Source organism: Falsihalocynthiibacter sp. BN13B15 (assembly GCF_041205415.1).
In the GTDB taxonomy this organism is placed as follows: Bacteria; Pseudomonadota; Alphaproteobacteria; order Rhodobacterales; family Rhodobacteraceae; genus Falsihalocynthiibacter; species Falsihalocynthiibacter arcticus.
In genome coordinates this window covers 339,941-364,409 of record NZ_JBGFCE010000002.1, presented here as the reverse complement: position 1 = coordinate 364,409, position 24,469 = coordinate 339,941, and the positions used below count along the sequence as shown (strand labels likewise).

Sequence of the window (24,469 nt, the reverse complement as noted above, 5' to 3'; positions counted from 1 at the left end):
ATATTCTCATTTGGGATCAACGCCAAAATGCCCTTTCTTCTTCGCCTGTTCCTGCCCTATGTTAATCCAAAGACCTCTTTTATATATTTCCTTTTCCAGCTCAACAGGTGGCCCTTTTGCTCATTGCTCTCTCTGGTTTCCTCATTGTCGCGCTATGTGTCGTTCGAATTCTTCTGCGCCCAAACCGCGATCCTGCGGCGCGGGCTGCGTGGATTGCGACTGTCCTTGCGATACCGTTTGTCGGCGTGGTGGCCTATATTATGCTGGGCGAAACCAGCATCGGGCGCAAACGCCTCAAGCGCATGAAGGACGTAAAAGCGACCTTGGAAAGCGCCCCCGACCCTGAGGGCGGCAGCCTTGCCATGTCCCAACCCAAAATTAAGGACGTGCATCTGCCGCTCTTTAATGTCGGGACATCGATCAGTGGGTTTTCGCCCGTTGGTGGAAACTCCGCGCGCCTTATGAACAACTCCAATGCGGCGATCGACGCGATGGTTGCCGATGTGGACGCCGCCAAGGACCACGTCCATCTCATTTTCTACATCTGGGTGCCCGATCGCAACGGTACAAAAATGGCAGAGGCCCTCAAACGCGCCGCCGCCCGAGGCGTGACCTGTCGCGCAATGGTCGACGACATCGGATCGCGCAGCATGGTGAAATCCGACCTCTGGAAAGAGATGGCCGCAGCAGGCGTAAATACCGCCGTCGCCCTTAAAGTGGGCAACCCAATCGCGCGTATTTTTGACGGTCGCATTGACTTGCGAAATCACCGGAAAATCCTCGTTATCGACAATAAAATCACCTATTGCGGCAGCCAAAATTGCGCCGACCCTGAATTTGTTCAGAAGGCAAAATTTGCGCCGTGGATGGATGCCGTTATGCGCTTTGAAGGGCCGATTGTCCGCCAAAACCAACGCGTGTTTGTCGGCGATTGGATGGAAAGCAACCAAGAGGATATCACAAGCGTTTTGAGCCACCCGTATCCCGACTATGCTGAAGGTTTCCCCGCTCAAGTGGTTACTTCGGGCCCCACGTCGCGAGCCTCCGCGATGCCGGAAATGTTTGTGACCCTGATCTATTCGGCCACGCGCGAACTTTTCATCACCACGCCCTATTACGTGCCCGTCGACGCGTTACAGGCTGCGATTTGTGCCGCGGGCAACCGTGGCGTCAACACGACCATCATTTTTCCTGCCCGAAACGATGATTTCGCCGTTGGAGCATCGAGTCGCAGCTATTACGCAGACCTGTTGGCGGCTGGTGTTACGATTTACGAATATGAAGCGGGACTTCTGCACACAAAATCAATGACCGTTGACGATGAAATAACCTTCATTGGATCAGCGAATATGGATCGCCGCAGCTTTGACCTCAACTATGAGAATAACATCCTTCTTCAAGACCACGACATGACCAAAGCAATGCGCGCACGCCAAGAGGACTACCTAAAAGAGTGTCGCTTGGTCACAGTCGAGGAGGTCCAGAACTGGAAATGGTGGCAACGTCTCTGGAACAATGCGCTCTCGATTGTTGGACCACTTTTATAGTTGGGCGTCGCCTAAACCCGCATAGAATTTCAGGTAAAACAGGCCGCACTTCTTATAATGAATGCGGCCTGTTTCGTTTGTTTTAGTTACCGAGGTGAATAACCCGTTTTCCGAAAGCTTCGCCCCTCAGAAGACCGATAAAGGCCTCTGGTGCTTGCTCCAAACCTTCAATCATCTCTTCGCGATACTTGATTTTCCCTTCGCGCACCCAAGCGCCCATTTCACTGGCGAATTCGGGATAATACTGGCCAAAATCATCAAAGACGATAAAGCCACGCATTGTAAGACGTTTGCGCAAAATTTGCCCCATCAGATAGTTCATCCGATCCGGCCCATCAGGCAGGGATGTGGCGTTATATTGCGATATCAATCCGCAGAGCGGAATACGCGCCAAAGAGTTCAGCAGTGGCAGAACCGCATCGAAAACAGCGCCGCCGACGTTCTCAAAATAAATGTCGATGCCTTCTGGAACAGCCGATTTCAACGTCTCGGCAAAACCGTCGGCTTTGTAGTCAATACAGGCATCAAACCCAAGATTTTCTACAACATGCTGACATTTTTCAGCGCCGCCTGCGATGCCAACGACCCGCAGACCCAAAATCTTACCAATCTGACCAACTGTGGCGCCCACAGGCCCACTTGCCCCCGCAACCACCAGCGTTTCACCCGCTTTAGGCTGTCCGATATGCTTTAGCGCGGCCCAAGCCGTAAGGCCGGGCATGCCTAGAACACCAAGCGCCCACGACGGGTTTTCCGGATTTTTGCCCATATTAATGATGCCGGTTCCGTCCGACAGCGCGTAGTCCTGCCATCCGCCAAACGCGACAACCCAGTCGCCCTCGGCAAACCCGTCCAACTGGGACGAAACGACCTGTGAAACGGTACCGCCGCCCATCGGTGCATCCAATTCGACGGGAGCCGCATAGGACGGCGCGTCGCTCATGCGGCCACGCATGTAGGGGTCTAAGGACAAATACTTGTTTCGCAGCAACATTCGCCCTTTCTCGGGCACGGGTATGGCAACCGTTTCAAGCCGCAAAGTGTTGGCATCTGGCTCGCCTTTTGGTCTTTCGGCAAGTACCAGACGGCGATTTTCGGTTGTTGATTGTGTCATTTGTTCTTGTCCTTTTGTGTGTTCAATCGCGACGTGGGCCGAACTATTCATCGTTATCTGCGCCGCTCAAAGCGACCGCAATGCCAACATCGCTATTTGTGCCAATCTTAAGTGCGTCATTACAAACTAAACTTGGTAGTTCACTTTGATAAATTCAACCTCTCGGGCCTAGAAAATCTTCAGTTCTAAGCATCGCTTTCTCAAATGCAAGAAAGGCGAAATCCCCAACTCGACGGCATATCTTCATCTATCGTTCACAGAGCTAAAATGCGCGGATGTCGTAACCAGACAATTCCAGTTTCGCGCGCAATCCACGCGCCATAGGAACCGCACTTTCGCCGTCACCATGCAAGCAGATGGTATCAATCTGACATGGGATAACTTTACCGCTTTGGGCGATAATTCCGCCTGCTTCAAGCATCGCAACAATCCGCACCGCCGCCACTTCTGGATCTGTAATAACCGCTCCCGGAGTGCCACGTGTGACCAACGTCGCGTCGTCGTTATAGGCCCGATCCGCAAAGATTTCGCCCGCCCACGCACAGCCCAAATCCTTTGCCACGGCCTCCATCGCTGTCGCGCTCAAGACCATCAGAATGATATCTGGCTGAACCTTCAAAGCGGCCTCATAACAAACCCGCGCCATAGCCTCAGATTCCGAAGCCATATTCGCCAGAGCGCCATGCAGTTTCAAATGCCGAACCTCCCCGCCAACGCTGCGCGCCATCGCTGCCGCCGCGCCCAACTGATAAGTGACCATATGGGCAAGTTCGGCGTCCGACAGAGCAATGCGGCGGCGCCCGAACCCTTGCAAATCCGCAAAGCCTGGATGCGCGCCAATACCGACGCCCTTCTCAAGGGCTATTTGCATCGTTTGCGCCATTGTATCGGCATCACCCGCGTGAAAACCGCAAGCAATATTGGCGGAGCTAACAACATCCAATAGGGCCGCGTCGTTGCCCATTTTCCAAGGGCCAAAACTCTCGCCCATGTCCGCGTTTAGATCAATTGTTTTGGCCATTTTACGTCCTTTCCAGATCGTCGCCAGCGGTCACGCCACTGATCAATTGGTATGCGAGCAAATCCGCGATATCATGGGGATCGCGCAGGGCTGGCTGCACCTTGTTCCGAAGCACCCGCAACTGCTCGGCCTCATTGGGGGCACTTTCATCAGCAACCTCCAACGCGACCATTTCGAACCGCAAAACGTCTCCCGCTGTGGCCTGTGCCACAAGGGGTAAGTCCTGTGCAACGACCGTGCCAATACGCGGATAGCCCCCAACCGTTTGGCACTCACACAATAAAACAAAGGGCACGCCATCCCCCGTCATTTGGATATCCCCCGGCATGATAAATTCGGACGCCAAGCCTTTGGGTGCAATATTGGCAAACGGCGGCTCCGAGGTCTCCAATCGCAGGCCTTGGCGGTTGGCCTGTGCGCTTCGGAGAAATGTCGTCGCTTGAAAGCGGTCCAATGTCTCGGCGCTAAAGAATTCCGTCTGTGGCCCCGCAATCATCCGAATGACTCCACCAGAAAAGCGCGCGTCAGGTGTAAGTTTTTGCGCGGGTGCGGCGATGTTTGAATCCTGATTCAGCGCAAGCATATCCCCTGCCGCCAAAGCCTCGCCAACCCCTGCCACAAGGTGGGTCGAAATACTGCCCATCCACTCGGGCGCAACCAACCCCGCAGCTGGCGTCAGATACCCATAAGTGCCGTGCAATGCGCCGCCAATTGTCAGGCGTTGATCGGGCAATAGGAGATGCGTCATATTCCAGCTAACGGGTCGCTCATCAATACTCGCGCGCATTGGCGCACCCGTCAGGGCAAAGCGCATCGGCACATCACAGCAAAACACGCCACCTATACCCGCCATTTCGATCGCGGGGATCACATCAGCTAAACCTAACAACGCGGTCGCCTCGAACAAGGCAAGACGGTCCGCAGCGCCCCCCGCCGAAAGCCCCTGCGCGATATGGTTTGGCCGCCCCAAATCTTGCACGCTCATGCTGGGACCTGCCCGCTCAATCGTCAGGGTGCCGCTCATCGGAGCACCTCGCAACGTGCGCCGCCAAGCCCGTCCGGATTATCCGCTAAAATGCGGGCCATTTCATCTTCGGAGACCGCAGAAAAGCGCAGCGCATCCCCCTGTTTCAAGGCAATAGGTTCGCTGCGTGTGGGTAAAAACGGCCGAAACGCGCAAAGCCCAATTTGCCGCCAGCCCGTCACACTTGGGTTGGCAAACAGTACCAATTGGCGCACGGCCACAACCAAAGCCCCCGCTGGAACTTTAGGCGTCAATTCTGTTTGCCGCGGCAAATCCCACTGTGGCGGGAGCAGGCCAATATAAGGTTGGCCCGGTGCAAATCCGATGGTCAAAACCCGTAGGTCTGTGTCCGTCACATCGCTTATTGCCTGCGCCTCAGAACGTCCGGCCATCGCGGCGGCCTCCTGCAATTGTGGTCCAACCGTGCCGCCGAACTGAACTGGAATATGCCAAAGACGTATCGCATCGGGCATTTCAGTCGCTTGCAAATCAAACCGTGCAAGCAAGACTTCAAGCTCTTTCGCCAATTCAGCGCGCGTTGTGCGCAATGGGTCAAATTTGAAGAGGACCGAGGTCAAAGCCGCCGCGATCTCGTGCACGCCGCTAAGCTTTGCCGCATCTGCAATGCCGAAAAACCGCTGCACGGCACTTGTGGCCTGCGCAGAACTCGTCAAAGCAAAGCGCACAATCAGCCCGTCTTGCCCCATAGGCAGAACTTCAGGCGAAATATCTCCGTTGGAATTGGTCATTTCATGCCTTTTCTGGGTTCAAAAAAGATTCTGCTTGACCAGAATCGCAAAACAATGACAATTTGTCAACGTTATATCATTAAATGGCTTCAATCATAAAAACGCCATCAACGGGAGATCACAAATGTTAAAATATGCAGCCACGCTCGCCATGGGCCTTGGACTAGCCGCCCCAGCATTCGCGGAAACTTGGGACATGCCAACACCATATGGCGACAGCACCTTCCACACGGTCAACATCCTACAGTTTGCCGACGATGTCGCAAAAGCCACCGATGGCGCCCTTGAAATCACCGTCCATTCGGCGGGTTCTTTGTTTCCCCACGGCGAAATCAAAACCGCTGTGCGCTCTCGTCAGGTCCCCATCGGCGAGTTTTTCTTGTCTACCCTGTCCAACGAAGATCTGGCCTTTGGCATCGACAGCCAACCTTTTGTGGCCACCAGTTACGCGGATGCAGCCAAGCTTTGGGACGCTCAAAAACCCGTCATCACCGCCCTCCTCGCGGAACAAGACTTGATGCCGCTTTTCTCGGTGCCATGGCCCGCCCAAGGCCTTTATACCAAAGGTGAAATCGCTGATATCGACGGGCTGTCTGGCCTGCGTTTCCGCGCGTATAATGCTGCCCTAGAAGAATTCGCAGCCCTCGCTAAGGCCGCCCCCGTACAAGTCGAAGCCTCCGATATCGCGCAAGCCTTTGCCACTGGCCAAGTGGAAGCAATGATCACCTCTCCCTCGACTGGTGCCAATTCCACGGCTTGGGATTTTGTGTCCCATTACACCGCGATCGACGCTTGGGTTCCTAAAAACATCGTTGTCGTCAACAAACGCAGCTTCGACGGGCTTGCGCCCGAAGTTCAAGCTGCCGTGCTAGAAGCTGCCGCAGCCGCCGAAGTTCGCGGTTGGGAAATGTCCAAAGCAGAAGCCGCCGACAAGACCCAAATCATGGCCGATAACGGCATGATCATCGTTGAACCTTCCGAAGCTTTGGTCAGCGGCTTGCAAACCATCGGCGCAACAATGCTCGACAATTGGAAAGCAAGCGCAAGCCCCGACGCCTTGGCGATCCTGAACGCCTACCAAGAGTAACCCACATTACCCCAAGCGCTCCGCAGCTCACAGCGGGGCGCTTTTGCTTTGGGAGGGGCACACCATGTTACGCACCAGTCTTGATCGACTCTATACCTTTGCCGCCGCCATCGCCGCACTTGCCATTGTGGCGATTTGCCTACTGGTAACAGCACAGGTCAGCTTGAATATCCTCGCGCGGATCGGCGGGCCGGATTGGTCTTACACCATCCCGTCCTATGCGGATTTTGCTGGATATTTCCTTGCCACCGCCAGTTTCATGGCCATGGCATATACGTTGCGGTCTGGCACCCATATTCGCGTCAACCTGATGGTTCAGCGCCTACCGGAGCACTCCAGATGGCTTTTGGAAGTCGCAACACTGGTTATTGGTGCGGCGGTCTCGAGTTATGCCACGTATTTCACCGTCGCTTTGGTACAGGAGAGCTGGCATTACGGGGATAAATCCACTGGCATTATCGCCATTTCCCTCTGGATACCGCAGCTCACCATGGTCGTGGGCCTTGCGCTTTTGACCCTCGCTTTTGTCGACACGCTTCTCGAAAGCCTGCGCGCCAAATCCCCCATCCTCACTGACACCGGATCGGAGTAGCCCATGTCCGACCCCGCAATTTTCCTCCTCCTGCTTGGGCTTTTGCTCTCCCTTCTTGCTATGGGAGTCTGGGTTGCGATTTCCCTAACGATCATGGCATTGGCCGCGCTCGTTTTCTTCTCCAACGCGCCACAAGGCCTCGTTTTGGCGACAACCCTTTGGGGCCACAGCCACAGTTGGCCGCTCGCCGCCCTGCCCCTCTTTATTCTGATGGGTGAAATCCTGCTTCGGTCGCGTTTGAGCCAAGACATGTTTTCTGGCCTCGCGCCATGGCTGGGCCGCGTTCCGGGCCGATTGCTGCACGTCAACGTGCTTGGTTGCGCGATCTTTGCAGCGGTGTCTGGCTCCTCAGCGGCCACAGCAGCCACGATTGGCCGAATGTCCGTGCCTGAATTAACCAAACGCGGCTACCCCGAGCATCTGATCCTCGGCACCCTCGCAGGCTCCGCTACTTTAGGCCTCCTGATCCCGCCTTCGATCATCTTGATCGTTTATGGCGTAGCCACCGAGCAATCCATCGCCCGCCTTTTTGTTGCGGGAATCCTCCCCGGCATTATGCTGGTTTCACTGTTCGCGGGCTATGTGATGTTTAGCGCATGGCGCAATCCCTCCGACTTTCCGGCCGAAGAAATTACGCTCCCCTTTCGCGCCAAACTCAGAGCGTCCCGCCGTCTGATCCCCGTTTTACTCCTGATTGGCGGGGTGATTGGCACGATTTACACGGGCGTTGCCTCACCCACCGACGCGGCTGCCGTTGGCGTCGTGCTCGCAACTATCCTTGCGCTCAGTTCTGGCGGTTTTGGCTGGGAGCAATTCAAGGAAGCGCTGATGTCCGCCACGCGGACCTCCTGTATGATCGCCTTTATCCTTCTGGGCGCGGCCTTTTTGGCCATTTCCATGGGCTTCACTGGTATTCCGCGCCATCTGGCGGAATGGATCGCGACGTTCAACCTGTCGCCCTATGCTCTGCTTGCCGTGCTGACGGTTTTCTTTATCGTTTTGGGGTGTTTTCTGGATGGTATTTCGGTTGTCGTCCTGACCACCTCGATCATCCTACCCATGGTCGAAGCCGTGGGCATTGATCCGCTTTGGTTCGGGATCTACCTCGTTCTAGTCGTCGAGATGAGCCAAATCACGCCGCCTGTTGGCTTCAACCTCTTTGTCATCCAAGGGCTAACGGGCATCAACATCCTGCGGGTTGCGCGTGCGGCATTGCCGTTCTTTTTCCTGCTGCTGTTTGGCACCTTATTAATCACGATTTTCCCGCAAATCGTCACCTTCCTGCCCGACGCAATGAACAATTAAAGCGAGGCTGCCGCGCGACTGGCTTGATCAAAAAGGCCTGACATAGCCCGAAGCGCGGCAGCAATCTCTCGCAACTCTTCGCCCGCCAATCCCGAATGGGGCAAGGATTCAAGTAGGCATTGCGCCCGCACATCGCGGTAGCGTTGGCACAACTCTTGGCCCGTGTCCGACGCCTTGTAAAACACCTCTTTACCACGCTTTTCCGAAGTCAGCAGCCCAAGCTTTAACAGTTTTCGCAGGGCGTAGGTTACCGTATGGGAATCCTCAATATTCAGTAAAAACGCAATATCGGTAAGGCGCTTTTCACGATCCCGATGATTGGTATTGTGCAGCACCAGAATTTCGAGCGGTGACAATTCGGGCATACCCGCCGCCGTCATGCAGCGCTGCATCCACCGGTTAAAGGCGTTATGAGCAATGATCAGCCCGTATTCAAACTCCGACGCTTCCCAGCCATCGCCCTCCGCCAAGTGACGGGATGAAACAATACGGCGATTATTTTGGGGCATGGTCATGGCAACTCGCAGATAAATTAAAGAGAAAGTATCAACATAATGCGACTAATAATTCGCATTCGCAAGCTTTCTAACAGCAAAAATATACGTGAATTACCCGACCGAATGCGAGGATTTTCGCAACGACATTGACGGCGTGAGGGACAAGAGGCTTTTGGAATAGTCGCTTTGAGGATTTTCAAAGAACTGCTCTGAGGGGCTCGCCTCAATCACTTGCCCGCCCTTCAAAACAACAACATCATCGGCCATCTGCCGCACCACGGCGAGGTTGTGACTAATGAACAAAATAGTTAGCCCAAAGCGATCCTGCAAATCTTTGAGCAGATTAAGGATTTGCGCCTGAATGGACACATCCAACGCCGAAGTTGGCTCGTCACAAATCAGCACTCGTGGGCGCGCTAAGAGCGACCGCGCAACGGCGATCCGTTGACGTTGGCCGCCGGAAAACTGATGCGGATAGCGGTCGATTGTGTCCGCAGGCAAGCCGACCAATGAGATCATCGCGGCACAAAGCGCCCGCCGCCGTTCCGCGTCCGGCTCAAGCCCGTACAGGGACAACGGCTCTGACAGGATCGCGCCAATCCGGTGTCGACCGTTCAAGCTAGAATAGGGGTCTTGAAAGACCATCTGTATCAACCTGCGAGAGGGATCTTTTCGGCCACGATCTCGTGCGAGTGGTAACGCTTCATCGCCAAGGCGCATGTGCCCTGTTGCGGGTTGGATCATCCCAGAGATCACCCGTGCAAGCGTCGATTTCCCTGACCCACTTTCGCCGACCAGTCCCGTAACGCTTCCCGGCTTGACCAAAAATGACACCTTATCCAACGCGACGAAGGGCGGCGGCTTCTTAAAAAGGCTCGTGCGGGTTCCGAAAAAACGCACCGTAATATCCGTAACATCCAGCCCCTCGCCCAGTGTTTGCGCGCCTTGCCGCAGCCATTCGCTGGCGTCCTCGCTTGCCTGCCCCGTTGATGCCAGAGTACTCTCTGGTACAAGGAAGCGTTGCATTTTATGATCTAGCGGAGGAACCGCCGTCATCAAGGCTTGGGTATATTCATGTTGCGGCGCGCCCAAAACTTGCTCGGTTGGCCCCGTTTCAACAACCTTTCCCCCGCGCAGCACGGTCACCTGATCGGTAATTTGGGCGATGACGCCAATGTCGTGTGTGATGAGTAGAAAACCAATGCCACGGGTGTCTGCTGTTCTGCGTATTAGTTCCAAAACTTGGCTTTGAACGGCAACGTCCAATGCGGTTGTGGGTTCGTCCGCAATGATCAATTCAGGGTTCGTACAAAGCGCCAAAGCGATCACAACCCGTTGCCGCATCCCGCCCGAAAACTGGTGCGGATAGGCGCGGATGCGCTGCGCTGCATTTTCAATGCCAATTTCTTCGAGCAGGTCGATCGCCCGTTGTCGGGCCTCGCTGGCGTCGATCCGTTCATGCGCGAGGATGGTCTCGATCAATTGATCTTCAATTGTCATCAACGGATTGAGGCTGGTTTGCGGATCTTGAAAGATCATCGAAATACGCTTGCCACGCACGCTATGCGCCTCATTTGGCGAGAGGCCGCGCAGGTCGGTTTGATCCAACGTTAATGTGCCCGCAGCAATCCGACCGGGAGGCTGTAGCAAGCCGATTATGGCCGCGCCGATGGTCGATTTCCCCGCCCCGCTTTCACCGACAAGCCCATGGATTTCCCCCGGAGCAATCGTCAGGGACACGTCCTCGATGGCGGTAAAAACCCCATGACGCCCCGGAAATTCGACAGTAAGACCTGAAACTTCCAGCATCATCGCACCTTCGGATTAAAAACGTCGCGCAGAAAATCACCGAGGATGTTGATCGACACCACAAGCGCCACCAAAAACAGCGTGGGCACCCAGAGAATCCACCACTCACCCGACAGTAAAAACTGCATACCAATCCGGATCAACGTGCCGAGAGACGGGCTGTCGGCGGGGAGGCCGATGCCGAGAAAAGATAACGTCGCTTCGAGCAAAATCGCCGAAGCAAGGTCGACTGTCATGATGACCAACAAGGGGCCGAGGATATTTGGCAGGATATGATACGTCATCACCCGCAAGGGGTGCTGCCCCATCATGATCGCCGCTTGAACGTAATCTTTGTTGCGTTCCACAAAAACCGATGCCCGTGCCGTGCGGGCAAAATTCACCCAAAGGGATAGCGCAATGGCCAGTGTCAAAACCGCCACGCGAAAGCTCTGTTGAACATCCGGCGGCAATAATCCGCGCGAAATTCCATCAATCAAAAGTGCCGTCAGGATCGCGGGAAGCGCCAGTTGTACATCGGCAATACGCATTACAATGGCATCAAACCGGCCGCCGAAATACCCCGCGGCAAGGCCAAGCCCAATGCCGAGCACTGAGGCAATCGCCATCGCCATCAACCCGATGGTGAGCGACAGCCGTGCTCCAAATAGTATCGCCGAGATCATATCCCGCCCCTGATCGTCCGTCCCCAACGGAAAGCGCGGATCGCCCCCCTGCCAAAGCGGAGGCAGGAGGCCATCCATCAGCGAAAACGACGCGAGATCATAGGGGCTGGTCGCAACAATCCAAGGCGAGAGAAGCGCGCCACCGATAATCACAATGGCAACAATCGCCGCCAAAACCGCCGCAGGACTGCGCCAGAAAAGCCACATCCCGTCGCTGTGCCAAATACGTCCCAACATCAGACGTCTTCCTTCACGCGCAACCGTGGATCAATGGCGAAGTATAATAAATCGACCAGCAAGTTCACGAGTACAAAGAAAAACGCGATGACAACCAAATAGACACCCATCACCGGAATATCGACAAACCGAATGGATTCAAGGAACAACAGCCCCATCCCCGGCCATTGGAACACGCTTTCGGTGACGATGGAAAAGGCGATCACGCCGCCAAATTGCAAGCCAATGATCGTGATAACGGGGATCATCGTATTGGCCAAAGCATGGCGGAAATACAGTGAACGATACGGAATGCCGCGCGCGGTGGCAAAGCGGATATAATCCGATTGCATCACTTCCATCATCTCGGCGCGCACCAGTCGCATTGTTAATGTGAGTTGGTAAATGCCCAACGTCAGCGCAGGCAAAAGGAGCGACCGCCAGCCATCCAATGTAAAGAGCGACGTGGTCCAGCCGCCAATTTGAACGGTCCCTCCCCGTCCGAATGTCGGCAACCAACCCAGCTGAACCCCGAACAGAAAGATCAAGAGAATGCCAATAACAAAGGTCGGAATGGACACCCCAACAAGGGTCGTTAGAAGGATCGTTTGGCTTGTGAGACCCTTTGGCCGTAGGGCGGTAAAGACGCCCGCCGGAATACCAACGAGCAGCGAAATCAGCAGGGCAACAACCCCAAGCTCGAGCGTCGCAGGAATACGTGTGGCAATCATGGAGGCCACGGGCTGACGCGTTCGGTAGGAATAGCCGAACTCTCCATGCAGCAGATCACTGGTGAAGCGATAAAACTGCGCAACAATTGGATCATTCAGCCCCAATTCCTCGCGCAGTCTGTCTTGGTCGGCGACCGAAGTCTCGACCCCCGTCATTTGGCTCACCGGATCGCCAACGAAGCGAAATAGCGAGAAAGCCAAAAAGGCGACGGCGATCATCACAAATACGGATTGGATCAACCGCTTGAATATAAACAATGCCATCGCCTTGATATCTCGATTTTTTTCTTAGTTCACTGTCACCCAGCGCAAGATAAAGAAGTTATCCGCACGTTGGGTAAGGTCGATATTGTCTTTGGATGCCCAGATCAACGGCTGTGTATACAATGGAATATAGGCCACCTCGTTTTGGGTGATTTCAACGATTTCGTCTATCATAGTCTGACGTGTAGTTGGGTCAATTTCCTCTTGGATCAGTGGCAGCAATTCATCAACACGCGCATTGGAATAGTTGCCAAAGTTCCACGATCCGAGCTTTTTCTCATCGTCTTGCGAGTTCAACAAAAAGCGGATCGGGTGCTCGGCGTCGAACGTGCCGGGGGACCAACCCAACAGGAACATATCGAAATCGTCTTCGCGAAGTTGTGTCCAGTAATCGCGCACGGGTCCTGTGCTCAACTCGGCATTCAGGCCCACAGCGGCAAACATGGATGCGGCAGCGCGACAGAGGGCTTCGTCGTTGATGTAACGGTCGTTTGTACATTTCAGACCGAAGGAAAACCCGTCGGGATAGCCTGCCTCGGCCAGCAATTCTTTTGCGCGTTCGGGATTGTATTCCGGCCGGTTGGTGTGGGCGTTTGAGTAGCCGGAAATGCCTTCAGGTACCAACTGATTTGCTGCCTCAATTTTCCCGCGAAAGATGACGCGATCAATGGCATCCATGTCAATCGCATGGGCCGCAGCAAGCCGGACTTTGGAGTCCTGAAAGGGGTTGGCATCAGTGACATCAGAAGAATACAGCAACGCGTCGTGCTCATGTCCAAAGCCAAACATGATCACGCGGGTTTCTTCGCCTTCCAAAACCTTAAAGCCATCGCGGCCTTCAACTTGTTCCGCATCCTGCAATGGAATGGGTTGGATGAAGTCAATTTCTCCTGAAAGCAAAGCCGCCAATCCGGTAGACGAATTGCCGATGGGCGTAAAGATCGCCTCCGTCACATTGTGCTCGACGTCGCCCCACCATGTGGCATTTGGCGTCAGACGTGTTTCAACACCTGGGTCGCGACTGGCCAAGGCAAAAGCCCCTGTTCCGTTGGCGTTCATCGTGGCGAAATTCTCGGCGTCGCGGGCGGGGAGCGCTGCGTCATTGCTCTCGGCCCAATCCTGATCCAAAATCATGAAATTCGCGATGCTGTCTGGGAACAATGGATTTGGCGCCGAGGTAACAAAATCAATGGTGTAGTCATCCACAATCCGCACTTCAGAAACCGGTGCAAACCAAGACCGAGTGTCCGCCGCCTCATCGGAAGCGCGTTGGTACGAAAACAAAACGTCTTGCGCATTAAACGCGGAGCCATCTTGAAAGGTCACACCTTCGCGCAGGTTGAAACGCCAGCCATTTTCTCCAAATAGTGGTTCCCAAGAGACGGCCAGCGAGGGCTCAATCGCCATGTCTCGGCCACGACGCACAAGTCCTTCATAGATATTATTCAAAAACGAGAGAACCGGCGTCGAATTAACGGCATGTGGGTCCATCGTTTGCGCATCCGTCGTTGAGGCCCAACGAAATGTTTCTGCGGAACCTTGTGTCGCGGTCAAAGCAAACAGTCCCGTTAAGGCCGTGCTCAGCATAAAACTTGTCGATTTCATTGAGTATCTCCCGTGGAATTTTTTGACTTTTTAGTTGGAAACAGTTTTACCGTCACACTTGCGAGCGTCAACTATCGAAAAAGTGATGAGTCCGCGCCAAAGTCTGATTGGCAACCCTATGTAAATGTGATTGCGCACACAAGTAGCGTGTCAAACGACCGTTACGACCAGCTTTCCCATGCCCTCGATTGTGGCCTCCATAACATCCCCGACCTCAACGGGTCCAACCCCAGCAGGCGTTCCCGTGAGAATAACATCGCCCGGTGCAAGTTCGAAGTACTCCGACAAATAGGAAATCATTTCCGGCACCTTCCAGATCATTTGGTTCAGGTTGCCCTCTTGACGAATATCGCCATTCACCTTCAATTCAACGCGCCCTTGGTCAGGATGGCCAACCATTGAAGCAGGGTAAACTTGAGTGATCGGCGCGGAATGCTCAAAAGCTTTGCCGATTTCCCACGGGCGACCCATTTTCTTCATGCGCGCCTGCAAATCACGGCACGTCATGTCGAGGGCCACGCCATAGCCAAACACATGGGCCATCGCCTCGGCCACAGGAATATTACTGCCGCCAGACTTCAACATCACGGCCATTTCAATTTCGTGATGCACATCACTGGATTGAGACGGATAGGGAAATACGCCCGAAGCATCAAGGTTGTTCGGGTTTTTCTGAAAGAAAAAGGGTGGTTCCCGATCTGGGTCGTGGCCCATTTCAAGCGCATGTGCGGCGTAGTTGCGACCAATGCAATATACTCGCCTTACGGGGAAGAGCGCATCAGTACCTACAATAGGCAGCGCAGCAGCCAAAGGCATCTCAAAGGCATATTTGGCCATTTCTTTCTCCAATTTCATCTTTAACGCCCCCGAAACTAGGGGGAAGATAAGTCCGTTTAAAACTCAAACACTTAAATCAAATACAATAATTCCATCGTATCCGCCGTTGCACATCGCGACCATTCGTGCGCCCAAGGCCACGTGATGCGGGTGGTTTGCATAGGCCAAAAGAGCGTCACGATTTTCAAACGTCACGACAAACCCATCGCGGTACGCTGGGGATTTATTCTCAAAATCGAGGTTAGGGCCAAAGCAATAGTCCAGCATTCCGGGCACGTCCGCGGCCACCTCGGCGAACCCCGCCAAAACGGCGTCGCGCTCTTCTTGGGTGTATTGCGGTTGAAAATCGACGAAAACACAGTGCTTCAACATGGGAAATTCCTTATTCTGGTGATTGCAAAGATGAGGGCACGACGCTCGACTGTCTGATTTCCAGATGCACCGGAGCACGGTCGGGGCACATCGGCTGAATCCCCGTTTCAAGCCAATCCAGAACGATCCTCGAACTTTGCCGCCCAAATTCTGCGATATCGCAATGAACCGAGCTAAGCTGCGGATAGACGTGGCTGCATTCTTCGATGTCATCGAACCCAATCAGAAAGAAATCCTTGCCAACAACGACCCTCGACTGTGCAAATGCGGACATCATCCCCAAGGCAACGAGATCATTGAAACAGATTGCCGCTTTGACTGTCGGATGCTCCCTGAGCAGTTTAAAAGCGACTTCCCGACCAAAGACCCGCGTGGCCCGCCCGTGAAAAACATGCCCCTGCAAGCCCTTATCAATTATTCCAGTTTGATAGGCCGACATTCGTTCGCTAGTAATGGCCACGCCCTTTTCGCCGCCGACAAAGGCAATCTCGCGAATGCCTTGACCGATCAAGTGCTCAACCGCCAACTGACTGCCCGCACCATAATCAAGCGAGTAGAACGGAAAAATATCCGCGCGCATATCCGCTTGTCGCAACACCTGAAGGGTTGGAATGCCCGACTGCGCGATTGCATCAAAGGTCCCTTTTGTGTCGCCATAACACGGAGAAATCAAAAGCGCGGAAACCTCATGTTCAAGCATGGATTGGATCACTTGGTGCTGAATTTTCGGGTCTTCATTTGAATTTGCAATCACCGTGGCCAGCCCATGATCGGAAAACGCCATCTGTGCGCTTGCTGCAAATTCGGTGAAAAACGGGTTGCGCAGGTCATTGATCACAAGCCCAACAAGCCCCGTGCCCGATCCGCGCAAGGTTGCAGCGGCGCGGTTGCGGACATAATTGAGCGCTTTCATCGACTCCTGCACCAATTTGCGCGTGTCCTCTTTGACCAATGGGCTGTTTTGAACCACCAACGAAACGGTCGACTTTGACACGCCCGCATGGGCGGCGACGTCGATTATTGTTGGCTTTTTGTTCATTCAATGACCTTTATTCGATTCCATGCAGAGATAAAAGTTGCTTCATTCGGTGGACGGCCAAATCCGGCTGGCTCAGGAGGCGGGCCTGATCAGCCAAACGAAACACCTCGGCGTAATGCGCGATTTCACGCGAGGATTGGAACCCTGCCGGCATAATGAAATGGCTCTGGGCGCCATTGAGCCATGCGAGGAAAGCGATGCCTGCTTTATAGAACTGCGTCGGAGCTTTGAATATCTCCCGACTGAGCGGAACCGTGGGGCCAAGAAGCGCATGGAAGGTTGCGGAATCGCCTTTGGCCAAGGCCGTAAGCGCTTGCGAGGCGGCGGGAGCGATGGCGGCAAATATCCCGAGCAAAGCGTGTGAAAACCGTGTTCCGTCCCCTTCGATCAAGGCAGCATAGTTAAAATCATCGCCGGTATAAAGGCGTACAGACTCTGGAAGACGCGCCCGAAAGGCCTCCTCGCGGCTTTGTTCCAGCAGCGATATTTTAATGCCGTCGATCTTATCTTCATGTGCCGTGATGATGTCCAAAACGGAGTCCGCAGCGGCGTCCAGATCATCCGCCCCCCAATAGCCTTTGAGTTGCGCGTCAAACATATCGCCAAGCCAATGCAGGATGATTGGCTCCTTGGCCTGCTCAATCAAGCGACCGTAAACACGGGCATAGAAATCTGGACCCGTTCCCGCAGCAACCATAGCGCGGCTTGCCATGATGATGACTTGGCTACCTGCCGCCTCAATCGCCTCCATTTGTTCGGAATAGGCGCGAATGAGCATGTCTTCGGAGGTCAACGCGCTGATGTCGTATTGATCGGTGCCCGCACCACAGGCGACGCGCGGCTTTAACGGATGCGCTTTGGCTTCGATCATCGTGCGTTCAATCAATTCTTTGGCCGTGAGCCAATCAACCCCCATCCCGCGTTGGGCTGTGTCCATCGCTTCCGCCAACCCAAGGCCCTGATCCCAAAGCGTGTGGCGAAACTTAAGTGTATTTTCCCAATCCACTGCGGGGCGTCCAACCCATGGCGCGCGTTCCGCCAACGGATCAGACACCACATGCGCAGCGGCAAACGCGGTGCGGGTAAAAGGAACCGACGGCACTTGTGGCACCAATGGATCGCCAATCAATGTGTAGGTTTTGAGCGTATTTTCATATGTAGGTAAGCGCATCTGTCAAAGTCCATGTTCAGCGCAGATCATGTCGGCTGCTTTTTCCGCAATCATGATCGTTGGCGCATTTGTATTCGAAGAAATAAGGCGTGGCATGATCGACGCATCCACGACCCGCAATCCAGCGATCCCGTTGAATTTAAGCTGTGGATCAACAACCGCCCCCGCGTCCGCACCCATCCGGCATGTGCCAGCAGGGTGATGATCGGTTTTGGCGTTTTGGCAGGCAAAGTTGAAATAATCCTCGTCCGTGCGCACATCCTTTCCCGGGAGGATTTCCGACTGCACGAAGGGCTTAAGGGCATCCTGCCGCATAATTTCTTGGGCAAGTTTCAACCCGCGAATGGACATTTCACGATCATGCGGATCGGCCCAGTAGTTTGGATCAATCAACGGCGCATCTGCGTGATCCGCAGTCGCAAGGCGCACGGTTCCGCGCGAACGGGGCCGCAAATAGGCCGAATTTAGCGTCACACCCGGATTGCGCATTTTGCTAACACCGGCCTCAATCCCCGACCCAAGACCGAGGTGAAATTGAATATCGGGCGAACGCGCTCCCTCCTCCGCGTACCAAAAGCCACCGGTTTCAAACAAGCTTGAGGCGACGGGCCCGCTTTTGGAGAAGATGTATTGCAGGCCCGCGACCACCGACCAATGCGGCTTGGCATATTTGTCATAGGTATGGTCGCCCGTGCATTCCGAAATCGTAAAAAGGTCTAGGTGATCCTGTAGATTTGACCCCACTTCGGGCTGATCAAAAATCACATCCACGCCTACATCGCGCAGGTGATCGGCGGGACCGATACCCGAACGCATCAACAGGGTTGGCGAGCCGATTGCGCCCGCCGAAACGATGACTTCTGCATTGGCGTGCAGAGTTTCGGCGCCGTTCTTTGCAAGAACTTCGACACCAACCGCGCGGTGATTTTCGACAAGGATCTTCCGGACCATTGCATCGGTGCGCACGGTCAAATTGGACCGCCCTCGCGCGGGATCAAGAAAGGCAACCGAGGTTGAAGATCGGCGCGCATCCCGTTGAGTCAATTGATAAAAACCAACTCCGTCCTGCGTCTCGCCCGTCATATCATGGTTGCGCGGAATCCCGAGTTCAGCCCCTGCGGCGAAATATGCGTCGCAAATCGGCAAAGGCGCGCGCGGTTGGGAAACCCCCAAGAGCCCGCCTTGCCCATGAAATTCTCCGCCATACGTGTCGTTGTCTTCGGACTTGCGAAAATACGGCAGGACGCCTTCATAAGACCACCCCTCACACCCCATCTGCCGCCATTCATCATAGTCCAGAGAATTGCCACGCGTGTAAATCTGAGCATTGATCGACGACCCACCGCCGATCACTTTACCCTGCGTATAGCGGATCACCATATCGTTCATGTGCTTTTGCGGAACGGTATGCCAACCCCAACTGCCAATGCCCTTGGTCATTTTCGCAAAGCCTGCGGGCATCTTGTAGAAGGGGTGCCAATCGCGCCCGCCAGCCTCAAGCAAAAGAACAGAGGTCTGTGGATTTTCGGACAATCGCGCGGCCAAAACGCACCCAGCCGAGCCCCCGCCGACGATGATAAAGTCATATGATTTGGTCATTGCACCCTCACAATCGATGGATGGACAAGCCACCATCCACTGGAATAATCGCCCCATTGGCGAAGGCCATTTTCCCCCGCACAAGAGGCACCACGATGCTTGCGATATCGCTTGGAGTACCCCATCGTTTTGCAGGAACCAAGCCACCTTCAATGCGGGGCGTGTAGGCGTCCTTTACGCCGGCGGTCATATCGGTTTCGATAATTCCGGGCCGCAATTCAAACACGCCAATGCCGTCCTCCGCCAGTCGTGCAGCAAAGAGTTGCACCATCATCGCCGCCCCCGCTTTAGACAGGCAGTATTCCCCCCGTTCAATCGACACCATCGCGGCGCTGACGGAGGTCACAAATACGATGGAACGATAGTTTGCGCTTGCAGGCGAAGCGAGCATCCGCTGTGCCACCGCTTGGGCCAAAAAAAACGCCCCCTTGAGGTTAACGTCCATCACGAAGTCATAGCTATCTTGGGTGAGGTTCAGCAAATCGCCGCGCAATTTTGCGGGCACCCCTGCGTTTGAGACAAGGCTTGCGACGGGTCCACAATCGGCTTCAATTTGATCCAAAAGGCGATCAACGGCGGCAATATCCCGTAGGTCGTGCTGAAAATACCGCGCGTCCTCGCCCAGCTCCGCAAGGGCGTCACGCACCGCGACACTATCAGGCGCACTGTCGGCAGCAAGCGCCACCCGATAGCCGTTTTCCACAAGGGCGTGGGCGATTCCAAGGCCAATGCCTTTTTGTCCACCTGTGATCAGGGCAACCGGTTTCATTCTTTCAGGTCCTTGTGTTTGATATGCTCGGCGACACGCAACGCCTGAGCGGCAATGGTCAGCGCGGGGTTCACAGCTGCGGAATTAGGCAAAAAGCTGGCGTCGACGACGAATAGATTTGGGTGATCATGCGCACGACAATGCAGGTCCAAAACGCTTGCTTTTGGGTCGGTGCCAAAAACGGCGGTACCGCACTGATGCGAAGGAGTCGCACGGTCGAAAGCTCGGGAAAGCAAGATAGGATAGCCTGCTTTACGCATCACTTTTTTTGCTTGTGCAACAAGGGCCTCATGAGATTCCCAGTTCGAGCGTTTCCAATCCAGAACGATTTGGTCCCCCTTCACCGTCACGCGGCTTTCAAGCGACGGAAGGTCTTCGCTCATGGCATACCAATCGACCGAATGTCGGGTGACCCAATCCGCCACGCGCGTGGGTATACGGGCTTGCGAGCGAAGGATGGGTGTTGTGATTCTCCCAAGTAGTTGCATATTGCCTAAGGGGGCATTTTTCGGCCCTCCCTTTAAGTAAAAGTCATTGAAATACAGCGTTTTCTGATAGATTGCCGTGTTGAGCCGCAACGGGTTTATAGCCATTAGAGCCGTGCAATTGTGGTTCATGAACCGCCGCCCGACAAGATCAGAGCTATTGGCCAGCCCCGTGGGATGTGCGTCGTTCGCCGAGCGCAGAAGCAACGCCGCCGAATTCACCGCACCTGCGGATAAGATCGCGATTTTGGGCTTGAGGGTGTGAAATTCTCCGTCTTTTTCATAGTGAATTTCGGTGATCCGCTGTTTTGAATCCGTCTGCAAACGTGTAACCATTGCGCCCGTAATGAGCGTGAAATTCTCGTATTGTTTTGCTTTGGCAATGCCAACACTTTGCGCATCGCGCTTGGCCCCCGTAGTGTCGGGATGGCCATCCCAAGAGTCGTCGCCCCCCTTGAGCCAATGTTCGATGTCCACGGCCAACGGCAGGCTAGCCGGCGAAACGCCTGCACGGCGCAATCGTGCGCGGACATCCGCAATAGATGCCTCATCTGGGACTGCGGGAAAGGGATATGCGCCCGCGCGAATAGGGTCTGTTGGGTCCTCGCCCGCGTGGCCACGCACATCAAAAAGCGCTTCGGCCTTGTCATACCAAGGGGCGAAATCCGTGTAAGAAAGCGGCCATGCGGGGGAGGTTCCGCCTAAATGTTGCATCTCTGCGAAATCCTCGGCGCGATAGCGCAACATCACACCGCCGTAGAATTTCGTGTTTCCACCGACATAATAGAAGTTGCCGGGGCTAAAACCTGCGCCCGACGGCGTAAGCCACTGCTCGTCAGATCGGAAAAATCCGCGTTTAAAAATGGCGTCGTCGTCCCGACACTCGGGACTTGCGCGCATATAATCGCCACGTTCCAGCATGACAATTTGAACGCCGGTTGGAGCGAGGGACGCAGCCAAAGTTGCGCCGCCCATTCCAGAGCCGATGATGACAATTTCGGGTTTCACAAAGCCAAAACTCCCTTGTGCCAATCAGGCAATGCGGTTTTCTGTTTGCGGATCAAACGGAATCGCTTTTTCCATATTGATCGCAAACGGAGCAATTTCACCCGGCTTAACTTCGGCATCCGCACGCATCCGTGCGACACATTCAAATCCGCCGAAGGTGCAGGTGACAAAAGTGTCTGATCCCGCGGGTTCGGTTACTTCGACACGGGCTTGAACCGCCTCAATATGACGCGAAGATTGGTCGGCACCATCTGGGTCGGTGATCGCCTCAGGACGAATGCCCATGGTGATTTGTTGTCCGTCGTAGGCGCGCAATGCATTGGCGGAATTCACGCATTTCAGACGCACACCTTCGCCGTCTTTGGTCTGGGTTTTTACGTAAACGGACTCGCCTTCGACCTGCACAGTCATGGGCAGTAAATTCATCGACGGAGACCCCATAAAGGAGGCCACAAACAGGTTGGCGGGGGTGTCGTAGATTTCCTTCGGCGTGCCTAATTGCTGTACATAACCGCCGTTCATTACCGCGATCCGCGTGCTCAGCGTCAGGGCTTCGATTTGATCGTGGGTCACGTAAACGATGGTTGTACCGAGTTTTTGATGCAGTTTCTTGATCTCGGTCCGCATATCGACCCGCAATTTGGCGTCCAAATTCGACAATGGTTCGTCAAACAAAAACACATCCGGTTTGCGCACAAGGGCACGCCCCATCGCCACACGTTGGCGTTGGCCGCCCGAAAGTTGCCCCGGTTTGCGGTCCAAAAGCGGTTCGATCTGGAGCAGTTTGGCCACATCCGCCAAGGCTTTTTCGCGCTCGGGTTTGGGCACTCCGTGCATTTCCAAGCCAAAGGTGATATTTTTACCCACGGTCATATTCGGGTAAAGTGCATAGCTTTGAAACACCATCGCGATGTTGCGTTGCGAGGGATGCACCCCGTTCATAAGGTTGCCCTTGATACTGATGTCGCCCGTCGTGATTTCCTCTAGACCCGCGATCATATTCAGCAGAGTAGACTTGCCACAGCCGGAGGGGCCGACGAGGACCAGAAACTCCCCCTCTTCAACAGATATATCCACATTGTGCAGCACTTGCACGGAGCCATAGGATTTCGTTGCATTGTTAATATCGAGAAAACCCATTGGATTAGCCTTTCACTGAGCCAGCCATCAAACCGCGGACGAAGTACCGACCAGCGACGATGTAGACGAGGAGTGTTGGCAGGGCGGCTAAGATCGCGCCTGCGAAGTGGACATTGTATTCTTTGACCCCAGTCGAACTCTGAACGAGGTTGTTGAGGGCGACGGTCATCGGCTGGCTGTCAAAGTCCGCGAAGGATGCGCCAAACAGGAAGTCATTCCAGATATTAGTGAATTGCCAGATAACGGACACCACGATGATCGGCCCTGAACTTGGCAAAAGAATGCGCCAAAAGATGCGAAAGAAGCCCGCGCCGTCGATCATTCCCGCCTGCACAAGTTCCGTTGGGAACGCGGCGTAGTAGTTGCGAAAATAGAGGGTCGTGAAGCCGACACCGTAGACGACATGCACCAACACAAGGCCAGAAGTGGTTCCCGCGATATCCAACAAGCCAAGAACGCGGGCCATTGGGATCAGCACGATTTGGAACGGGATAAAGCAGGAAAACAGCACCAACCCATAGAGCAATGTGTCATAGCGGAAGCGCCATTTCGTTAGCACATAGCCATTCAATGCCCCCAAGACGGTCGAAATCGCAACGGCAGGCACCACCATTTTGAGGGAGTTCCAGAAGTAGGGTTTCAGGCCCGTTGGCTCGACACCAATTTGAGCGGTCGACCACGCACTGCGCCATGCGTCAAAGGTCCAGATTTCGGGCAAGGCAAGCATGTTACCGCCCGTAATCTCGGCCAGAGGTTTGAGGGAGTTCACCACCATCACAAACAAGGGAAGCGCGTAGAACAGGACAAAAAGGAGTAAGAACAGATAGATAAAGACGCGTGTCACACGACCTGTGCGAATAGCGCTATCGGCAGAAGCAGCAGACATTATTTGCCCTCCTTAAGTTCAGCATAGAGGTAGGGGATCATAATCGCGGCGATTGTCATAAGCATGATCACAGCACTTGAGGCCCCAATCCCCATCTGATTTCGCGAGAAGGTATAGGAGTACATGAAGGTTGCGGGTAGTTCCGTCGCCCGCCCCGGACCGCCGCCCGTTAACGCAATGACAAGGTCGTAGGATTTGATTGCAAGGTGGCTGAGGATCACGAAAGCCGACAGAAATGCGGGACGTAATTGCGGGATGATGATGCGGCGATAGAGGTTCCAATTGGAGGCCCCATCCATTTGCGCCGCTTTGAGGATTTCGTTGTCTATGCCGCGCAAGCCAGCCAAGAACATCGCCATCACAAACCCGCTGGTTTGCCAGACGGCGGCAAGGACCACGGTGTAAATCGCATAGTCGCGGTTCTTGATCCAATCGAATTGGAAGCTGGTCCAGCCCCAAAGATGCATGGTATGTTCAAGCCCAATTCCGGGGTCGAGCAGCCATTTCCATGCCGTACCCGTCACAATAAAGCTCAAGGCCATGGGATAGAGATAGATCGGGCGCAAAACGCCCTCGCCGCGAATTTTTTGGTCAAGGAAGATCGCCAGTGCAAGGCCGATCACCGTACAAATAATGATATAGAGCGAGGCAAAAATAGCGAGGTTTTTGAGGGCAATCGTCCAGTGACTTAGGCGAAAAAGCTTATCATAATTCTCAAATCCGACCCAGCCAAAACTGGGGAGCATCCGACTGTCGGTAAACGACAGATAGACGGTGAAAATGATAAATCCATAGACAAAGACAAAGACCATCGCCACCGAGGGAGACAGGACGAGCTTGGGAATCCAGTTTTGTAGGCGTGTTTTGAAATCTGGCTGGGCAGTTGGCTGCGCCATAGTGCTCTCCCTGTTTTTGAAAGCGATTGCAGGGTGGGCCG

The 24,469-nt window shown here is 54.4% G+C and carries 23 protein-coding genes; 4 read left to right on the top strand and 19 right to left on the bottom strand.

The window, feature by feature from the left end; all coding sequences use genetic code 11:
• Positions 1–116: 116 nt before the first annotated feature.
• Positions 117–1,547 (top strand): cardiolipin synthase, encoded by a 1,431-nt coding sequence (gene cls, locus AB9F26_RS04370; RefSeq protein WP_369767372.1) that lies wholly within the window; start codon positions 117–119, stop codon positions 1,545–1,547.
• An 82-nt stretch (positions 1,548–1,629) separates the two neighbouring features.
• Here cls and AB9F26_RS04365 read toward each other — a convergent pair whose 3' ends face one another.
• From AB9F26_RS04365 to AB9F26_RS04350, 4 genes are all read right to left on the bottom strand, one after another.
• Positions 1,630–2,661, bottom strand: coding sequence for an NADP-dependent oxidoreductase (locus AB9F26_RS04365; protein ID WP_335586878.1), 1,032 nt, complete (start codon positions 2,659–2,661; stop codon positions 1,630–1,632).
• A 262-nt stretch (positions 2,662–2,923) separates the two neighbouring features.
• Positions 2,924–3,682, bottom strand: a complete 759-nt coding sequence (locus AB9F26_RS04360) for a 5-oxoprolinase subunit PxpA (protein WP_335586879.1) — start codon at positions 3,680–3,682, stop codon at positions 2,924–2,926.
• A 1-nt stretch (position 3,683) separates the two neighbouring features.
• Complete coding sequence (locus AB9F26_RS04355; RefSeq protein ID WP_335586880.1) at positions 3,684–4,706, bottom strand: biotin-dependent carboxyltransferase family protein; 1,023 nt, start codon at positions 4,704–4,706, stop codon at positions 3,684–3,686.
• A complete protein-coding gene (locus AB9F26_RS04350) occupies positions 4,703–5,455 on the bottom strand; it encodes a carboxyltransferase domain-containing protein (RefSeq protein ID WP_335586881.1) in 753 nt (250 codons plus the stop codon). The genes AB9F26_RS04355 and AB9F26_RS04350 overlap by 4 nt, the downstream gene beginning before the upstream one ends.
• A 124-nt stretch (positions 5,456–5,579) precedes the next feature.
• Here AB9F26_RS04350 and AB9F26_RS04345 point away from each other — a divergent pair, with 124 nt between their 5' ends.
• From AB9F26_RS04345 to AB9F26_RS04335, 3 genes are all read left to right on the top strand, one after another.
• Positions 5,580–6,542: a TRAP transporter substrate-binding protein gene (locus tag AB9F26_RS04345; protein ID WP_335586882.1), complete on the top strand. Its 963-nt coding sequence runs from the start codon at positions 5,580–5,582 to the stop codon at positions 6,540–6,542.
• A 64-nt stretch (positions 6,543–6,606) separates the two neighbouring features.
• Positions 6,607–7,134 carry a TRAP transporter small permease gene (locus tag AB9F26_RS04340; protein WP_369767371.1) on the top strand — a complete coding sequence of 176 codons (528 nt, stop codon included), beginning with the start codon at positions 6,607–6,609 and terminating at the stop codon, positions 7,132–7,134.
• Positions 7,135–7,137: 3 nt separating this feature from the next.
• Positions 7,138–8,439, top strand: a complete 1,302-nt coding sequence (locus AB9F26_RS04335; protein WP_335583446.1) for a TRAP transporter large permease subunit — start codon at positions 7,138–7,140, stop codon at positions 8,437–8,439.
• On the opposite strand, the gene AB9F26_RS04330 is transcribed toward AB9F26_RS04335, so the two are convergent.
• From AB9F26_RS04330 to AB9F26_RS04260, 15 genes are all read right to left on the bottom strand, one after another.
• Positions 8,436–8,954 carry a winged helix DNA-binding protein gene (locus AB9F26_RS04330; RefSeq protein WP_335583447.1) on the bottom strand — a complete coding sequence of 173 codons (519 nt, stop codon included), beginning with the start codon at positions 8,952–8,954 and terminating at the stop codon, positions 8,436–8,438. The genes AB9F26_RS04335 and AB9F26_RS04330 overlap by 4 nt on opposite strands.
• A gap of 93 nt (positions 8,955–9,047) precedes the next feature.
• A complete protein-coding gene (locus tag AB9F26_RS04325) occupies positions 9,048–10,745 on the bottom strand; it encodes a dipeptide ABC transporter ATP-binding protein (protein ID WP_369767370.1) in 1,698 nt (565 codons plus the stop codon).
• Complete coding sequence (locus tag AB9F26_RS04320; RefSeq protein WP_335583449.1) at positions 10,745–11,647, bottom strand: ABC transporter permease; 903 nt, start codon at positions 11,645–11,647, stop codon at positions 10,745–10,747. Before AB9F26_RS04320 ends, AB9F26_RS04325 begins: the two co-directional genes overlap by 1 nt.
• Positions 11,647–12,621, bottom strand: a complete 975-nt coding sequence (locus AB9F26_RS04315; RefSeq protein WP_335583450.1) for an ABC transporter permease — start codon at positions 12,619–12,621, stop codon at positions 11,647–11,649. The genes AB9F26_RS04320 and AB9F26_RS04315 overlap by 1 nt, the downstream gene beginning before the upstream one ends.
• Positions 12,622–12,645: 24 nt before the next feature.
• Complete coding sequence (locus AB9F26_RS04310) at positions 12,646–14,226, bottom strand: ABC transporter substrate-binding protein (protein ID WP_369757471.1); 1,581 nt, start codon at positions 14,224–14,226, stop codon at positions 12,646–12,648.
• Positions 14,227–14,376: 150 nt separating this feature from the next.
• Entirely contained in the window at positions 14,377–15,063 is a 687-nt protein-coding gene (locus AB9F26_RS04305; RefSeq protein ID WP_369767369.1) for a fumarylacetoacetate hydrolase family protein, read from the bottom strand.
• Between the two features lie 63 nt (positions 15,064–15,126).
• Positions 15,127–15,435 (bottom strand): Dabb family protein, encoded by a 309-nt coding sequence (locus AB9F26_RS04300; RefSeq protein ID WP_335583451.1) that lies wholly within the window; start codon positions 15,433–15,435, stop codon positions 15,127–15,129.
• Between the two features lie 10 nt (positions 15,436–15,445).
• The gene (locus AB9F26_RS04295) at positions 15,446–16,474 is read right to left on the bottom strand and encodes a LacI family DNA-binding transcriptional regulator (RefSeq protein ID WP_335583452.1); all 1,029 of its coding nucleotides are present in this window, start codon (positions 16,472–16,474) and stop codon (positions 15,446–15,448) included.
• A gap of 10 nt (positions 16,475–16,484) precedes the next feature.
• A complete protein-coding gene (locus AB9F26_RS04290) occupies positions 16,485–17,645 on the bottom strand; it encodes a dihydrodipicolinate synthase family protein (RefSeq protein WP_335583453.1) in 1,161 nt (386 codons plus the stop codon).
• A 3-nt stretch (positions 17,646–17,648) separates the two neighbouring features.
• A complete protein-coding gene (locus AB9F26_RS04285) occupies positions 17,649–19,244 on the bottom strand; it encodes a GMC family oxidoreductase N-terminal domain-containing protein (protein ID WP_335583454.1) in 1,596 nt (531 codons plus the stop codon).
• A 7-nt stretch (positions 19,245–19,251) separates the two neighbouring features.
• Positions 19,252–20,013 carry a 3-ketoacyl-ACP reductase gene (locus AB9F26_RS04280; RefSeq protein WP_369767368.1) on the bottom strand — a complete coding sequence of 254 codons (762 nt, stop codon included), beginning with the start codon at positions 20,011–20,013 and terminating at the stop codon, positions 19,252–19,254.
• Entirely contained in the window at positions 20,010–21,506 is a 1,497-nt protein-coding gene (locus AB9F26_RS04275) for a GMC oxidoreductase (protein ID WP_369767367.1), read from the bottom strand. Before AB9F26_RS04275 ends, AB9F26_RS04280 begins: the two co-directional genes overlap by 4 nt.
• Positions 21,507–21,530: 24 nt before the next feature.
• Positions 21,531–22,646, bottom strand: a complete 1,116-nt coding sequence (locus AB9F26_RS04270) for an ABC transporter ATP-binding protein (protein WP_369755573.1) — start codon at positions 22,644–22,646, stop codon at positions 21,531–21,533.
• A gap of 4 nt (positions 22,647–22,650) precedes the next feature.
• Positions 22,651–23,532 carry a carbohydrate ABC transporter permease gene (locus AB9F26_RS04265; RefSeq protein ID WP_335583458.1) on the bottom strand — a complete coding sequence of 294 codons (882 nt, stop codon included), beginning with the start codon at positions 23,530–23,532 and terminating at the stop codon, positions 22,651–22,653.
• On the bottom strand, positions 23,532–24,428 hold the full coding sequence (locus AB9F26_RS04260) for a carbohydrate ABC transporter permease (protein ID WP_039000402.1): 897 nt from the start codon (positions 24,426–24,428) through the stop codon (positions 23,532–23,534). The genes AB9F26_RS04265 and AB9F26_RS04260 overlap by 1 nt, the downstream gene beginning before the upstream one ends.
• Positions 24,429–24,469 lie beyond the last annotated feature (41 nt).